Origin of the sequence: Brevibacillus migulae, assembly GCF_004521915.1 — a bacterium.
GTDB lineage: Bacteria > Bacillota > Bacilli > Brevibacillales > Brevibacillaceae > Brevibacillus_F > Brevibacillus_F migulae.
Map to the genome: position 1 here is coordinate 17,219 of NZ_SDKD01000001.1, position 15,629 is coordinate 32,847.

The 15,629-nt window shown below is 45.8% G+C and carries 18 protein-coding genes and 1 pseudogene; 17 read left to right on the forward strand and 2 right to left on the reverse strand.

All coding sequences use genetic code 11. The features are described from left to right. Positions 1-96: 96 nt before the first annotated feature. The 4 genes and pseudogenes from EIZ37_RS00110 to EIZ37_RS00130 all read left to right on the forward strand — a co-directional run bounded on the left by EIZ37_RS00110 (position 97) and on the right by EIZ37_RS00130 (position 4,836). Positions 97-915 (forward strand): MerR family transcriptional regulator, encoded by an 819-nt coding sequence (locus tag EIZ37_RS00110; protein WP_134682522.1) that lies wholly within the window; start codon positions 97-99, stop codon positions 913-915. Beyond that, a pseudogene (locus EIZ37_RS00120) lies at positions 916-2,133 on the forward strand (MFS transporter). Between the two features lie 179 nt (positions 2,134-2,312). Then, entirely contained in the window at positions 2,313-4,103 is a 1,791-nt protein-coding gene (locus tag EIZ37_RS00125) for a methyl-accepting chemotaxis protein (protein WP_134682525.1), read from the forward strand. A 136-nt stretch (positions 4,104-4,239) separates the two neighbouring features. Next, positions 4,240-4,836 carry a sulfite oxidase-like oxidoreductase gene (locus EIZ37_RS00130; protein ID WP_134682526.1) on the forward strand — a complete coding sequence of 199 codons (597 nt, stop codon included), beginning with the start codon at positions 4,240-4,242 and terminating at the stop codon, positions 4,834-4,836. Positions 4,837-4,926: 90 nt separating this feature from the next. Here the strand turns inward: EIZ37_RS00130 and EIZ37_RS00135 are convergent, their stop codons facing one another. Next, positions 4,927-6,399: a recombinase family protein gene (locus EIZ37_RS00135; RefSeq protein ID WP_134682527.1), complete on the reverse strand. Its 1,473-nt coding sequence runs from the start codon at positions 6,397-6,399 to the stop codon at positions 4,927-4,929. Positions 6,400-6,508: 109 nt separating this feature from the next. Here EIZ37_RS00135 and EIZ37_RS00140 point away from each other — a divergent pair, with 109 nt between their 5' ends. Next, positions 6,509-7,756, forward strand: a complete 1,248-nt coding sequence (locus EIZ37_RS00140; protein WP_134682528.1) for a helix-turn-helix domain-containing protein — start codon at positions 6,509-6,511, stop codon at positions 7,754-7,756. 499 nt (positions 7,757-8,255) lie between these two features. Here EIZ37_RS00140 and EIZ37_RS00145 read toward each other — a convergent pair whose 3' ends face one another. Then, a complete protein-coding gene (locus EIZ37_RS00145) occupies positions 8,256-8,675 on the reverse strand; it encodes a helix-turn-helix domain-containing protein (protein ID WP_134682529.1) in 420 nt (139 codons plus the stop codon). Positions 8,676-8,832: 157 nt separating this feature from the next. Here EIZ37_RS00145 and EIZ37_RS00150 point away from each other — a divergent pair, with 157 nt between their 5' ends. The 12 genes from EIZ37_RS00150 to EIZ37_RS00200 all read left to right on the forward strand — a co-directional run bounded on the left by EIZ37_RS00150 (position 8,833) and on the right by EIZ37_RS00200 (position 15,612). Next, positions 8,833-9,066 carry a helix-turn-helix domain-containing protein gene (locus tag EIZ37_RS00150; RefSeq protein ID WP_134682530.1) on the forward strand — a complete coding sequence of 78 codons (234 nt, stop codon included), beginning with the start codon at positions 8,833-8,835 and terminating at the stop codon, positions 9,064-9,066. A gap of 70 nt (positions 9,067-9,136) precedes the next feature. Continuing rightward, positions 9,137-9,298, forward strand: a complete 162-nt coding sequence (locus EIZ37_RS25775) for a hypothetical protein (RefSeq protein WP_167568544.1) — start codon at positions 9,137-9,139, stop codon at positions 9,296-9,298. Positions 9,299-9,372: 74 nt separating this feature from the next. Continuing rightward, a complete protein-coding gene (locus tag EIZ37_RS00155) occupies positions 9,373-9,825 on the forward strand; it encodes a hypothetical protein (RefSeq protein WP_134682531.1) in 453 nt (150 codons plus the stop codon). Between the two features lie 16 nt (positions 9,826-9,841). Beyond that, positions 9,842-10,420 (forward strand): host-nuclease inhibitor Gam family protein, encoded by a 579-nt coding sequence (locus EIZ37_RS00160; protein ID WP_134682532.1) that lies wholly within the window; start codon positions 9,842-9,844, stop codon positions 10,418-10,420. Between the two features lie 12 nt (positions 10,421-10,432). After that, positions 10,433-11,239, forward strand: a complete 807-nt coding sequence (locus EIZ37_RS00165; RefSeq protein ID WP_134682533.1) for an ERF family protein — start codon at positions 10,433-10,435, stop codon at positions 11,237-11,239. 27 nt (positions 11,240-11,266) lie between these two features. Next, on the forward strand, positions 11,267-11,686 hold the full coding sequence (locus EIZ37_RS00170) for a single-stranded DNA-binding protein (RefSeq protein WP_134682534.1): 420 nt from the start codon (positions 11,267-11,269) through the stop codon (positions 11,684-11,686). A 103-nt stretch (positions 11,687-11,789) separates the two neighbouring features. Then, the gene (locus EIZ37_RS00175) at positions 11,790-12,704 is read left to right on the forward strand and encodes a hypothetical protein (RefSeq protein WP_134682535.1); all 915 of its coding nucleotides are present in this window, start codon (positions 11,790-11,792) and stop codon (positions 12,702-12,704) included. Beyond that, a complete protein-coding gene (gene dnaB, locus EIZ37_RS00180) occupies positions 12,694-14,001 on the forward strand; it encodes a replicative DNA helicase (RefSeq protein ID WP_167568546.1) in 1,308 nt (435 codons plus the stop codon). Before EIZ37_RS00175 ends, dnaB begins: the two co-directional genes overlap by 11 nt. Then, the gene (locus EIZ37_RS00185) at positions 13,998-14,180 is read left to right on the forward strand and encodes a hypothetical protein (protein ID WP_134682537.1); all 183 of its coding nucleotides are present in this window, start codon (positions 13,998-14,000) and stop codon (positions 14,178-14,180) included. The genes dnaB and EIZ37_RS00185 overlap by 4 nt, the downstream gene beginning before the upstream one ends. After that, positions 14,177-14,620, forward strand: coding sequence for a hypothetical protein (locus EIZ37_RS00190; RefSeq protein ID WP_134682538.1), 444 nt, complete (start codon positions 14,177-14,179; stop codon positions 14,618-14,620). The genes EIZ37_RS00185 and EIZ37_RS00190 overlap by 4 nt, the downstream gene beginning before the upstream one ends. A gap of 12 nt (positions 14,621-14,632) precedes the next feature. Continuing rightward, positions 14,633-15,148: a DUF1064 domain-containing protein gene (locus EIZ37_RS00195; protein ID WP_134682539.1), complete on the forward strand. Its 516-nt coding sequence runs from the start codon at positions 14,633-14,635 to the stop codon at positions 15,146-15,148. Further along, positions 15,148-15,612 carry a hypothetical protein gene (locus tag EIZ37_RS00200; RefSeq protein ID WP_134682540.1) on the forward strand — a complete coding sequence of 155 codons (465 nt, stop codon included), beginning with the start codon at positions 15,148-15,150 and terminating at the stop codon, positions 15,610-15,612. Before EIZ37_RS00195 ends, EIZ37_RS00200 begins: the two co-directional genes overlap by 1 nt. The last annotated feature ends 17 nt before the right edge of the window (positions 15,613-15,629 follow it).

The following is a 15,629-nucleotide window of genomic DNA, read 5'->3' on the forward strand; positions in this document are numbered from 1 at the left end:
ACTGCCTATTGGGTGGTCGTTTTTTTCTAACAAACGTGACGTTGACTTTCCACTTTACTGGAAGGTATATACTCGGGTCAAGAAGGGGGGAAAGTTATGTTTAAAATCAGTGAGTTTTCGAAGCTATGCCAGGTTTCAGCCAAAACGCTGCGCTACTATGACCAGATCGGACTGCTGAAGCCTTCTCATGTCGATGCGGTGAATGGTTATCGCTATTATTCGGCTGATCAGCTTCATCGTGTAAACCGAATATATGCACTGAAGGATCTGGGTTTTACTTTGGAGCAAATCATACCTATCCTCGATCAGGATCTCACAGCTGATCAGATCCGCAGTATGCTGCTTCATAAGGAAGCGGAGTTGAAGACGCATTTGGAAAAGGAGCAGGCCCGTCTGCAGCGGATACAATCCAGACTGGTTCAATTGGAGCGGGATCGTTCAAATGGTCCCGAATTAGCGGTTAGCTTTAAGGAGATTGAGGAAAGCTGGATCGCCTCGATACGGGAAGTGACCTCAAAGGCAACAGTTTTCCGATTATGGGAGGAGTTGAAACAATATGCACAGCAACAGGGGCTGGCAGAGCCCAAGACCTGGATGGTGCTATGGCATCAATGTGCGGAATGTGAGGATCATGTTGACCTTGAAGTAGCGATCCCACTTGCCAGACAGGCACAGTCAACGGAACGGGTGAACGTTCGACTTTTGGAGCCGACGTCTGCCGCTTGTCTTGTACATGAGTGCCAACCACAAGGGTACTGCAACGTGTCAGCAAGACTGGGGATTTTTCTTGAAGAACATCGCTATGCGATCCACCCAGATAACCCCAGTAGGGAAATCTATGTATCTTCCCTCGATGGCACAACCTTTATGGCTGAAATGCAGATGCCAATCTCTGCGGGAATGGGGAGGGTCTAAGTGTTGCAATCGGTACACATAACCCCAGGAAACAAAGCATCCATCTATTTATTGGCTGCCAGTGTCTTTGCGATCAGCACGGTGGAAATGCTTCCGCTCGGCTTATTAATGAAGATTGTCGAGGAATATCAAGTGTCAATCAAGACCGCGGGGTTAGTAGTGAGTGTATATGCTCTTGGTGTCGTAGCCGGAGGTCCTCTGCTGACAGCCTTGACGACAATGATTCCGCGAAAAAAGCTGCTTCTGGCTTTGCTGGTACTTTTTCTAGCAGGAAGCTTGCTTAGCGCGTTGGCAACCACGTTTCCGGTATTGCTGATTGCCAGATAAATTAGTGCTGTTGCACATGGAGCGTTTTTTGGCGTGGCGGTTGTCTTGGCAAGTCAGCTGGCAGAACCAGGGAAAAGGGGCTCCTCGATCGCGTTAGTCGGATCAGGACTTTCGCTTGCGACAGTATTGGGGGGGCCGCTGGGGACGTTGTTGGGCCAGCAACTGGGTTGGCGTTTTCCTTTCCTCGCTGTAGCGATTCTGGCACTGGTGACTATACTAGGCATCGCTAAAGTCGTACCGCACCTTCCTGGAGGAGAAGCTCCCCATTTTCGTCAACAGATGCGTGCAATCATTCGGATTCGGGTATTGTTAGCGTTGCTCACGACTGTATTTAGCTTTGCAGGCGTTTTTCTGGTGCTCACTTATATTGCACCGTTGTTGACAGAACATACAAAGCTGCCTGAAGCAGCGGTTCCTCATATTTTACTGCTATTTGGAGTAGGCACCGCGATCGGCAATCTCCTCGGAGGGAGGCTTGCCGATAAACGATTAGTTGCCACTTTGTTGGGCAGCATGATCCTTGTAACACTCATCATGACAGCTTTTACGATCACCAGTCACTTTCGCATCCCGATGGCAATAACGATTTTTTTATGGGGAGTGACATCTTTTGCTCTTGTTACTCCACTTAACATCCAAGTGCTGAAACATTCGGAGGGTGCACAGGATCTAGCCTCTTCCATGAATATCTCCGCATTTAACCTGGGGAATGCTTTAGGGGCATTCATCGGGGGATATGTGGTGGATAGTCATTATGGTCTCGGAGAATTGCCGATTGTTTCCTCCCTCCTTACATTGCTGGGCATTGGACTCTTAATCTGCGGCGTCATGCAGGATCGACGACAATCTGCTGCCAGTAGCATCCATCAAACAAAATCTACTGGATCGTAATCAGTAAGAAGCAAAAGAGACGTCTTTCGTAAAAACGAATAGGGCGTCTCTTTTCTGTTCAAAAAATACGCCCTATAGAAATTTTAATGAAGTTAATTATTTTTTATCCTGATCAAGAAAATTTTCATGTAAAATTGGTTCTAACAGACTATTCCAATAGACAAGCAGGGTGATTGAACGTGAAACGAAAGTTGCATCTAGGGATTCGCGGAAGACTGTTATTGATGTTTGCATTTCTTATCATTGTGCCTTTGACCACACTTGGCTTCATTAGTTATTCCAATACGGAGATCATGGAAGTTACCGTACTGATGGGAACGAAAGAAACCATTGCGGCACAATCTTCTGATATTGCGGAAAAATTCACCGAGTGGGAAGAACAACTCAAACAAGTTGCAGCCTCCGAGGAAGTCCGCATCGACAAGATCCAGCCAGGGGTCGTTTGGGAAAAATTCCCGAAGCTGCCTGCTGTCAACCGGCCGGAGCTGAATCAGCACTTTTTCGATTATTTTCAAGGAACGCTTAACTCCAATCCATATCTGACCCGCGCTTTTATGGCAACCAAGGAAGGGGCCTATTATCTCGCGCCAATGCCTGAGAAAGAGGACCTTTCTTCCTATGATCCAGCAGAGGAAAGCTGGTTTGAAAGTGCCGTGAGCAAAAAGGGTGAGGTCGTTTCGAGCTATTCCAGATATGATGTCACCAAAGGAACCAATGAGATCACGTTGGCAAAAGCGGTAGTCAATGAGTCAGGCGAAGTGATCGGCGTTGTTGGGTTTAACGTAAATCTGAAACAGCTCAGTCACGTAGCACGCGAAGGTATCGCAATAAATACGATCATCATCACGGGATTGGCCATCGTGATCGGCATGGCCATCGCTTACTTCTTTACTTCGAGCCTCACACGCCGGATCAAGTGGATGCAAGACGGATTGGAACAGGTCGCTGCTGGCAACTATACGGTAGAGCTTGCGGTGAAAGGCAGCGATGAGATTACCGAGGTATCCACGAGCTTTAATTATATGGCGAAAAGCATTCGTTCTTTGCTCACCCAGCTGCAGGGTTCTGTGCTGCATCTGCATGAGAGCTCCGATCAGGTGATGAACCATACGCGTCAAAGCTTGCAGCAAATGGAGGAAAGTGCACGTGCGGTGAGCGAGATCGCCACCGGAGCCAGCGCGCAGGCCGAGCAGATCGAGCAAAGTGTAGGAGTCGTCGGTGAAGTCAAAGACATGACCACAGAGATGACCACCAGCATCGTCTCCATGAATCAGACGAGTGACAGGGCCATGTCTGCAAGCAACGAAGGGCTCGTGCAGATGGAGAACATGCAGCGCAGTGTCAGCGAAAGCGAGCAAACAGTGGCTCATGTCGTGGAGAAAATCAGCAGCCTCCAGCAAAAATCGCTGCGTGTCAGCGATATTATCGGCCTGATCAACAGCATCGCGAGCCAGACCAATTTGCTTGCTCTGAATGCGGCGATCGAAGCGGCGCGTGCCGGTGAGCATGGGCGAGGTTTCGCAGTGGTAGCCGATGAAGTGAGGAAGCTGGCCGAGCAATCCAGCCGTGCGACGGAAGATATCACCGCGCTCTTGAAAGACATCAGCGAAGATATCGAGACATCGGTGGAGACCATGAACAATATGCAGCACGTGATGGAGCAGCAAACAGGTTCCTTCCAGCAAGTCAAAGTGCATTTCCAGGAGATCTCGCAATTTGTCGGGGATATTGAGGATCAAGCGGGACGCTTGGTTACCTTTATGGAACAGATTGATCAGAAGCAAGCGGAAATCGTGGCGAATATGGAAAGCATCGCAAGCGTGAGCGAAGAATCAGCGGCGAGCGCCCAAGAAGTTGCCGCTTCGACGGACGAGCTGTACAAGTCTTTCTCCACGCTGGAAGAGGCTGCCCTTCGATTGCGCCAACAAGCAGACATGCTGGAGCATGAGGTTGGAAAATTTACTGTTTAGGATATCGAAAAGACCCTCGAAAGCACGAGGGTTTTTTCCATCCAATCACAGTTTCAATATTGCGTGGCAGAGCAGGATATGGTAAGAAGGGGGTAAGGATTTTTGGTGAAAGCAGTGCAAAAGGAGCGGTTGACAGATGTTTTTTAACAAGGGAAATGACCAGACGCAGGATCGTGTGCCACCGAATCAAAAGGTGACTACCGGCTTTCCTGTTTTGCATTATGGGGAAGTTCCGCAATACACCGATTTGGCGACAGAGTGGAGTTTTCGGATATTCGGCTTGGTCGAGAAGGAAATGACCCTCTCCTTTGAGCAAGTGATGGCCTTGCCTACGAATCAGGTGCAAAACGATATTCACTGCGTGACCGGCTGGAGCAAGCTGGACAACGAATGGGAAGGCATTCCGGTTGAAGAGATTGCCAAGCTGGCGGGCATCAAGCCAGAGGCGAAATACGTACTGCTTCATGCCGAGCACGGCTGGACGGCCAATATGCCGCTGGAGGATTTCCTGAAGCCGGGCAATCTTTTCGCGTTCAAGCATAATGGCGAGCCGCTGACTCCGGATCATGGCTATCCGCTGCGCTTCGTGATTCCACATCTGTACTTCTGGAAGAGCGCGAAATGGGTGCGCGGGGTAGAATTTTTGGAGAAGGATAAGCCGGGGTTCTGGGAGAAGAATGGGTATCATATGTATGGGAACCCGTGGAAATCCCAAAGATTCGCTTGGGATTAATGTTTTTGGATCTGCAAGGAAGCCCGTGGAAATCCCAAAGATTCGCTTGGGACTAATCGACCATATTAACTCTTTGGGATATCATAGGCGCTAAAGATCATTCAGTTTCCACTTGAAACGAGAAATAGGCATGGAGCTACCAGGTCCTCCTCTAAAATCTGTTTCATCTGCATCAACAACGATGGATTCAAACAAATCACGAACGAGTTGTTTCTGAGTAAGCTGATCTAATTCGGTCCAGGCAAGTTTAATGTTGCGCAGCTTGTTGATGATGGATTCCACGTCAACAGGCTCGCGCTTTTTTCTTTGTGGTAACTCTTCAAGTTGAGCTTTGATATATGTTTCTGTTTTTGAATCTTCCGCTGTCAGTTCTTTTAATTCTTCCAATGAAATGGCACCGTTGGCGAATGCAAACTGCCACTTTTTTTTTCGCGCTTTGAGCTGATCCAGTTCCCGCTCAAGCTGGTTAATAAGATCTTCAAATTCACTTTCCACGTTGTTTGCTTCCGGTATAGCAATATCGTTTAATAACCGTTCATCAAAGGTTTCCAAATTATCGAGAAGAGTTTTGGTTACTGAATCCTCCCCGATAATCGGCATATTACACATTCCTTTATGGAATCTGCCCATACATTTATAAAACCTTCTCCGTCCGTTTTTGGTTGGACGCGCACCGCCAATCATCGCTGTTCCGCATCGACCGCACTTTAGGATTCCCGAATAAATGAAGTCGGAGGTTTGACGCTTTCCGTCCTTCTTTCTCCCCTCACGGATCTCCTGGGCCATATTGAACTCTTCCTCAGTAATCAGAGTGGGATGAGTGCCATCTGAAAGCATTTCCTTACCTGTTAATTCTCCGCCAGCCTGCCGATAATTCCAGCGGATCTTGCCGCAGTAAACGGGATTGGTCAGGATGTAGTAGACGCTTCCATATGCCCAATCAGCGCCCCTTTTAGGAACCTTCTCACGGTTAAGAGCAGTCACAATAGCTTTAATTCCATGACCGTTTACGTACATGGAATAAATTCTTTTTAAGATCTCGGCTTCCATCGGATTGATAATCAGGTTTCCGTTTTCGAGGTCATAACCATATGGAGCAACAGCGCCATTTCTTTCCCCTTTGAGTGCTTTCGTGTCCATCCCCATCTTAACCCGTTCGGCCAGATTCTCTCGTTCCCACTGTGCCATAGCAGCAACGATGGTAATAAAAAACCTTCCCATTGCAGACGTGGTGTCGAACACTTCGGTTGCTGATTTAAACTTCACATCGTGTTTGTCAAACAACTCAAGCAACTCATGAAGGTTGGTAACGGATCTAACCATTCGATCAAGTTTATACACCAGGACTACATCGAAATTTCGCCGCTTTACATCATCCTTTAACCGTTTCATAGAGGGACGGTTTAAATCTTTTGCACTATACCCATCGTCAATGTAGAAGTCATGTATTTCCCATCCTTGGCTACTCACAAAGTCAGTCAGCCGTTGCTTTTGTGCGTCGATAGAGTAACCTTCTTTAGCTTGTTCTTCCGTTGAGACACGGCAGTATATTCCGACTTTCAACCCTTGTCACCTCTTATAAATTTAGTTTTAATTAAATTAATTGCACTAAAAGTGTAATGACCTTTTACAGCATGATAACACACCTTGGCGCGGGGGTACTAATCACAACATGTTGAAAAACTGGATAATTACTGAGATGAAAAAAGCAAATATTAATCAAAAAGACTTATCCAGGCTGATCGATCTCCAGCCCTCAAATCTGAACAAGAAGCTTGCTGGAAAGGGTTTGTTTTCTGTCAAAGAAATAGACCAAATTACTCAAGTGCTAGGATTACAACCAGGGTATTTTTATGAATCTCTTTATCGCTCATGGCTTGTTGAAAAGAGAAAGGTTTCCTTACAAAATCTCAAGGACTTAATCGTCAAATGTCTGGAGTTGGATAAGATATCAATTGCTGATCGGATCGTTTCGCACATATTGGAAGACCAAAGAAATTTGGAGTTTCTCCTTGAAAGCGGGGAAACACTTTATGCCCAAAATAGATATAAAGAAGCACTTTATTTTTTCCAAAATGTTTACATGAACGAACGATATTTTAATTCTCGCAGACTCGCATTTTCCCTTTACCGTATATTTTTAATGTCCAGGGAAATTGACTTTGACTATGCGTACGATACCGCTCTGCTACTATCCCCACACATCAAAGAGCTTGAGGGAGAGGACAGAAGGCAAGCGTACAGCAAAGTCATAGCCGTATTTTTTATTTTAGAGAAATGGGTATTGGTCCGGCAGCTGAGCCAAACCCTTGCCGATCTATCCAAAGAACATGATCCGATTATGTATGGTGACGCATTAGTATATCTTGGTATTGTAGCCAGGGTAAACAGGCAGTACACGCGAGCGATGTTCTACATAAGTCAATATGAGCGTATAAGCGAAGAGTTTAGAAGGTGGGCAATTGGGAATCGGCTATATGTCCTTATCGATCAGGGGCAATCGGAAAAACTTGATGATTTATACCAATATGCCAGCCAATATGGATTTCCCGGGTTTACTGATTACCTTTTTGAAAAGTGCGTGGAATTAGATCGATTGGATCTTATTCAAAAGGCTCTTAGTGAACATAGTGAGGGGCTTGTTAATTTGTACAGACCTAACAATCCAATTGAAGCGAAGAGAAATGTAGTGGCATTAATCAATTTAGCCAAGTATTTTTTTGCGATTGGAAAGACAACGGAGGGAATAACGGAGCTTTTAGGGGCAACCAGGTTGTCGTTACGCCATAAATTACGAAAGCAAGCAACTATGATTTCTTTGCTAATGTTTCAATACAAAGAATCATGTACAATAGAACAACAAGGTGAATTTATCCAACTTTACTCTAAACTTTTGAATGAGGGGAAGATCAGTTTATGAAAGCCGCAAAGATCCTTGTAATCCTGGCAATTGTGTTGCTTCCGACATTCGGAGCGCATGCTGAAACAATCAATCAGGAGAATTCGACAATAGTTTATGAAGAGGGACCACGCTGGTAAGAAGAATTAATCTTATATTTCGACAATTACTGTCGATAATTTCCTGTTATGCAGACCCCCGCTCTAGGTGGCAATCGGTTATAGAATAAACAGACAGATGCCAAAGGGGGGGAGCTTTTTGTACACATCACATTTCATGAAACGTGCTTTCTCGCTGTCCGCGCTTTTTTCGTCGAATTTGCCCTGTATATGCAGATGCAACGAGTAGTAAGAGTCGCAAAAGGGGCATCTTTTCACGTTTTTCCAAAAATCGACGAAAAGGCGAAAAAGCAATGCAACTTAGATATCGACTTCCGTACTCTCAGTGAAATTGTTTCCAACAAAGAAAAAGACGATTTTGCACAAGAGATTTACCAAAAAATAAAGGCCATCCTAAGCGATTAGGATTGGCCGTTTTTGATTTTATAGAGTTCAACCAGCTCACGAATCATATTAATTTTCTCTGTAGGCAATTGTGAGATTTGTTGAGCAAGCTCAAGCGTCTCCATGTCTAGCGAAGAGATCAGCTTTGCGTATTCATACGCTTCGGGAGTGATGCCGATATTACTGGTCTTTGAGACATCCGTTTTTTGATTATCAGCACCAGGTTCTCTTTGATCAGTTTTCCCCGTTAAGTAGTCAATGCTTACTTCAAAAATGGTTGATAACGCCTGTAGATCATCGATACTTGGCTCTCTGAAACCATATTCCCAGTTGGAATAAGTCGAATGTCCTTTCAGCCCGAGTTTATCAGCAACCTCCTTTAATGTCATTCTGCTCCTCTTACGTTCTTCCTTTAGACGTTTCGCTAAGATGCTCATGAATTATCACCTGCCATTAATTTATGATATCACGATTTTACGTAACGTAAAATTATTTACCCGAAAAGTGCAAAAACCGTTTGACTTAGCTAATTTCTGGATATATAGTGTAAATATAAGCACGATACGTGCAAAGTAAGGAGGGAGGTGAACAACAATGTCATTGTTCAAAGGGTTAAGCTTTAGACTACGTATCCGAGAAATTCGCCTTGAAAAACGATTCCCGCAAAGTTATGTTGCAAAAGAACTTGGATTTGCTTCTTCTTCTGGATTGCAGCATATCGAAAACGGCAGTCACCGTTTGGACATTGTGAATGCATGGAAGTTGTCACAGATTTACGAATGCCCAATGGAAGAACTGCTGGAAGTAACTGAATCTGAAACAACGTAATTTTTTTTTGACCACCAGTTACACATTATGTGCATTAATTTACACAAATGGAGAACGGGGGATTCTGAACGTGAGTAAAAAGATCGTTTTACCTCCCGAAAAATGGATTGAGATCATCAACAAATACTTCGTTCCCGCGTTGGTACAACAGCAGTATGAGGCCAATGAGGGATTGAACAGTGAAAGCTGCCATTCGGCAAAATGGCAACTTTCGGAGGAAAAAACAGCTTAAAAAAGTGTAACACACCTACAACGGATTTTACACAAACATATTCAGACAGATCACGACAAAGGAGGACAAAATGGATGAAAAAAGTACCTTTGTGGATCAAGTCAAATGACGATCTGAAAGTTGTTTTGGATGAAGTAATTGCAGACTTGATTGAAATAAAAGCTAACTCGGACAGTTACACACTAAGTGAAAATTGGGAGCTTATCCGCATTGCCCTGGTGAGCTTTAGTCGATTGGGCGATCCAGCGACTTTGCTGGAACAATTGCACAACGTATTATGCCTGGCGTACCAGCTTCGCAAACAGGACATTGGCATAAACATTCGCTTACACGGATCGCCTGATCGGACCGAATCACAAGCGGAGAAAATGGTTCGTGATCTCCTGGATAATGCAGAGGTTCAATCGCATGACTCAGGCAGAACCCGATGGATCGATGCCAGAGAAACGGGCAATGGAAAAGATATTCAAGTGTCAGCTTTCTTTGACAAAAAGGATTTCGAGCTGCCGAAAGCAGTTTCACATTAAAAAGGAGTGAGAACGGATGAATATGGTAAACCCAATCATGGTACATGAGCTGGAAGAAATAGAGGATCTTTTGTTTGAGCAATCGGAGGAACAAGCTAAACAGCGCTTTGAAATTAAGGATCTCCCTTCACTCAACTGGACGGTTCGTAAGCTGGCTGCACTGGAGGCCAAACGTGACGAGGTAAAGCAGCTTGCCGATCTGGAACGGGAACGTATCGCTCGATATGAACAGAACCAGCTGGCAGGAATTGAACAGTCGGAGAACTTCTTCAAAGGGTTGATCGAGGCTTATCTCCACAAACGCCGTGAAGAAGATCCGAAATTCAAAAAGGAAATCACGCCTTATGGCGAAGTAGCTTTCGTCAAGCAACAGCCAGAATTTATCTACAACGACGAAGAATTGATCAAGTGGTTAGAAGGGCATGAACATTACGATCAGGTGAAGGTCGAGAAGAAAGTCGCCAATAAATCAGAGCTGAAAAAGCTTTTCACTCGAAACAATGATGGACGTTTCTACGATGAAAACGGCGAGCAAGTTACAGGTATGATCGCACTGGATCGTCCCGACAAAATCACCATCAAGCTGAACAAGTAGGAGGGTAGTCGAATGTTCGAGCAAACCTCAATCGAAGTAGATGGTATCCAGTACCAGATTCAGCAAGCGTATTTCCCTGGATGGAACGATGACCACAAGATCATCCTCAAAATTGCCGAAGTGATGGAAACAGTAAAGTACATTCAAAAACGCGGACATAACAAGTTTCACAACTACAAATACGCAACGGAAGCTGATGTAAATGAAAAAATCCGCGAAGAGATCGCCAAGCGAAAGGTGATCATGATCCCAAGCGTTCTCGATCACAAGACTCGTGATACCAAAACGAAGTCCGGTAATACGGAATACATCGTTTGCACCATCATGCAATTCACGTTTATGGATGGCGAGACTGGCGAGCGATTGGTACTCATGATGCGCGGTGAAGGTCAAGACGTAGGAGATAAGGCAATTTACAAAGCGGAATCCGGCACACAGAAATACGCTTTGATGAAACTGTTTATGATCCCGACTGGTGATGATCCGGAGGCTGACGAGGAAGCAGATAAGCGAAATGCTGGTCAGGATGACAAGGGCAACCGTGGCAACAAGAAAGCCCAGGAAGAGAAGCCGCCGACGCAAATTGATCCCCTGACTTCTGAACAAATCGGCAACGTTAATCTGAAAGTCCAGGAGCTTATTGCGCTCGGAGGCACAAAAGAGAAGATCCATGAATCTCTCTTCAAGGTATTGAACAAAGAATTTCATGTTGTGCTTCGCGATCTAACTGAGATCCCAGGCAAACTATATGGCGATACGATCAAGATCCTGGAGGGTTTTATTGAAATGAAGAAACAACCGCAGAGCGCGGCGAAATAACCGCGCTTTGCAGATAGGAGTCCGTAAATGAATCGAGTGATTCTAATTGGCAATCTGACGAAAGATCCAGAACTCCGCTATACACCATCAGGAACCGCTGTTACTACCTTCACCCTGGCGATCAATCGTCCGCGTACGAACCAAGCAGGAGAAAGAGAAGCAGACTACATCAATGTGGTTGCATGGCAAAAACTCGCTGATCTGTGCGCAACGTATTTGCACAAGGGGAAACAGGCAGCCGTTGAGGGGCGGCTCCAGACAAGATCTTATGACAACAAGGAAGGTAAAAAGGTCTATGTGACTGAGGTTGTCGCTGAGAACGTGCAATTCCTGGGAGCGCGCAATGAGCAGGGATCGAGGAGCGAGCGCAACGACGATCCATTTGGCGATCCATTCGCTGATGCAGGAAAACCCATTAATATCTCGGATGATGATCTACCCTTCTAAGCCATTGGCTTACCCCTCTTTTTTTTGAAAACGGTTTGTCGAATCTTTCCGTCGAAAACCGTTTTTATTGTCGGAACATCGCGCCATTGTGGGAGGGCGAATCATGGAATGGACCACCGGAAATGACATAGTTGATCGAATAAGCAAGATGCACCTGGAGGGCAACATTATCCCTCACACCTGGTACCACAAAATCACTCTAAGTGATAAGCCTGACCTGGTTGCTATTGTCATGTTATCTGAAATCGTCTACTGGTACCGAGCAACTTATGAGAAAGACGAAGATACAGGCCGTGTACTAGGGATCAGAAAGAAATTCAAAGCGGATCTGTTGCAGCGGTCATACGCTTCCTTCACTGAACAGTTTGGGATCACCAAGAGGCAGGCGCAGGACGCTATGAAGCGGTTGGAGGATCTCAAACTGGTCACAAGGCATTTCAGAACAGTTACCGTTAATGGCACGAATATAAACAACGTTTTGTTTATCGAACTTCACCCCGAGGAACTGGAGAAATTGACTTATGGGGATGGGGGGCTATCACGTTCAAACGGGAGAGGGTACCACGTTCAAACGGGAGAGGCTATCACGTTGAAACGGGAGACAAATACAAAGATTACCTCAAAGATTACTACACAGACAAAACGTGTGCGTTCCTCTCCCAAAATGACAGATTATACGGAAGCCTTTGAACAATTCTGGAGCGTGTATCCTAGACGGATCGGGAAGAAAGAGGCTTTCAGCAAATGGGTAGCTCGGTTAAACAGTGGTGTATCGGAAGAGGAGTTGATCCTAGCTGCTACAAACTACGCGAAGAAATGCAAAGCTGACAAGACTGAGGAACGCTACATGATGCATCCATCCACCTTCCTAGGCCCAAACGATAAATACGTGGACTACCTCAGCCCGCAGCCTGAACAAAAGGAAAAGCCGGACAAGCCTGCTGATCCAAGAAGAAAGCCTCTTGTTGATGAGAATTTCATAAAACGATTTTCGATAGGTGATGAAGATGATCTATAACGAGCAAGCCGAACAAACGGTGATCGGTTGTATTCTTCTAAAGCCGGAATTGATTAAAGATTGTCGGCTGCAACAGGAGCAAATGACTGAAACTAACGGATTGATCTTATGGGCCATGCGACAGCTTGAAAAGCAGGACAAGCCCGCGGATATGGTCCATGTCACTTCAATCCTCCAGGATCACAGAAAGCTGGAACGAGTCGGCGGGGCAGTTGCATTAACCAAACTAGCCTCTAGTGTTCCGACCGTTCACAACTTTCAGTATTACGAACAGTTGGTGTTAGAAGCCTGGCAAGCAAGAGAAGCGTTTGAAGCGTCTAGGTGGCTACAAGAAGCGCTGCTAAGCGGGGAACGGACACAAGCAGTGAATGCCGCAATCCAGCGAATGATGAAGCTCCAGGACAGCGGCAAAGCGGCTCTGGTGGATAAGCGTAGGATCATGCTGGAAATGTGGGAAGAGTACGAATCAACCGCACTCAAAGGTATCTCAACGGGATACAGACCGTTGGATGCCATGACTGGAGGATTCAAACAACGCGGCGGAGATTTTTGGGTGGTAGCCGCAAGGCCAAGCGTAGGAAAAACTGCATTCGCATTGTGCATTGGGTTTGCGGCAGCAACAAACGGGGCGATCGTAGTATTTTTCTCGCTCGAAATGAGCGAAAAGATGTTGATCAAGCGTTTACAGTCTGCTGTTGGCATGATCAACTCGCTCAAGCTCCGCGATCCGCAGAAGTTTTTTGATGAAAAAGATTGGGAAAAACTCGCTCATGCAGTCGGGATCATTAACACCACATCATTTGAAATCGTAGACGAGCCTGTGATCACAGCTCATGATGTTCGTTCGATCTTGAGGAAGCTTCGATCAGATAATCCTGATAGGGCGATCATTGGGATCATCGACTATCTACAGTTGATGAAGCCGCACACGAAAGAGGATAACCGGACGAATGAAGTTGCCGCAATCTCTAGGGAATTGAAGCAAATTTCAAGGGAACTTGAAGCGACTATCGTCGCGCTAGGACAACTCAATCGCGGTGTGGAGGGACGAGCAAACAAACGTCCAGCCATGTCCGACATAAGAGACTCAGGAGCGATTGAACAGGATGCGGATCTGATCGCACTTCTCTACCGTGATGATTACTACGACAGAGAAACAGAGAATCAAAATGTGATTGAAGTCATCATCGATAAACAGCGTGAGGGTCCTACAGGCACTGTGGAGCTGGCATTCCTCAAAGAATACAGCAAGTTCGTACCACTCAGTTATTTCGATAGGGAGGATACGGATAAATGAACAGATGGCACGTATTTGCGATCATGAAAGATCACTTTTTACGCACGGGAAATCGGTTAAGCATACCGCAAGTTGCGGTGCAGTTTGATGGCAAGATGCCGATGGAAGAGATCGCAGAAGGAATCGAGGAATTTATGGCGGTCTATGTGCATGAAACTGCAAAATCGGGTGACGTATGAGCGAGGTACTAACAGAAGAGGACAAGCGTAGGCAGCGCATTGAAAAGCGCCAACTCAAAATGAATACCTTGTTCCAACAAATTCAAGAGCTTTCTGACGAGTTACCCAAGGAACTCTCCAAAAAGCTCACGCTCATGGCAAGTGTCCTGGGCTTAATCGGGGAGTACCAGGCAGACGTAAAGAACGAGCTTGGCTCGATCAGTACCCAGCGTAAGTATGAATTTGCAAAGGCGAAGAAAGAAGCAAGCGGCACCGTTGCTGACAAGGAAGCATATGCCCGAGAGAAAACGTTGGGATTGCGGCAAAGGGAATCCGAACTGGAAGCGGAGCTGCTACGTTGGGAGCTTGCTTATAAAAGCCAGGAAGAGAAGATCAACACTGGCAAGCTGTATCTGAGAGCATTGATTGCCGAATACAACGGCAAATATAACGCGGACTAAGGAGGAGAACGGATGCGAATATTTGGGAATCGCAGACGAAACGCGGGCGATGATGGGCAAGTTAAGCAGCAAAAGTACAAGAACAAGAAAGTTGTAGTAACCAGGGACCGGAAAGTAATCCCACTGGATGAAGCGAAACGATTTCATATCGATGGCCTTCCGTTTGATTCAAAGGCGGAAGCAGAATATTACCTGATTCTCTTGGACAAGCAGGAGCGAGGTGAAATTACTCATCTCACTTTGCAGCCAAAGTATGAACTGCAGCCAGCTTGCGTTAGATGGGGAGAGAACCTTCAGCCAATTCGATACCAGGCAGATTTTGAGGTTGAGTATCCTGACGGAAAGCTAGAAGCAATTGACGTTAAGGGACTTCCGAGCGAGGCTTCCCTACTTAAATTCAAAATGTTCCAGTACCACTATCCAACGGTACGCCTGGTCCTGCTGAAACGCGTAAGAGGCGGATCGTTCGTGGAACTGAAAGAATATAACAAACAAAAACGTGCGGAAAAGAAAGGGGCAAAACAATAATGATCAATCGCGTGAAATTCCTGGGCAAAGTAAACGAGGCAAAAACGACTGCGAAGAAGCGTAATGTTACTCTGCATGCAGATGCAGAAATCAAACCTGATGCGATTGCTATCCTCTACACCTTGCAAAAGTCGGACGTAGAAATCTTTGTGAGTGAAATGGGCAAACCCATGGAACAATGTGTCGTCGTTGGAAAGATACAAGAGATCAAGCTGGGGAATAAAAATACAGTCAAACTTGAATTGCCACGCGACTTAGACGATGCGGAATTTATGAAAATCGCCTCTCTGTCGTTGGTGAATACGAACGTCGATGTGGAGATAGGGACCAGCCAACTGGAAATGGATCTTTCTACTGGAGCGGACAAGCCCGCCACCGCTTATACGGTTGAAGGCGATGGTACAGTCAGTAACGTCATCGCAGCGTTCCAGGAAGCCGCTGACGTAGCAGCTAACCAAGGCTAGGAAGATCCTATAAACAG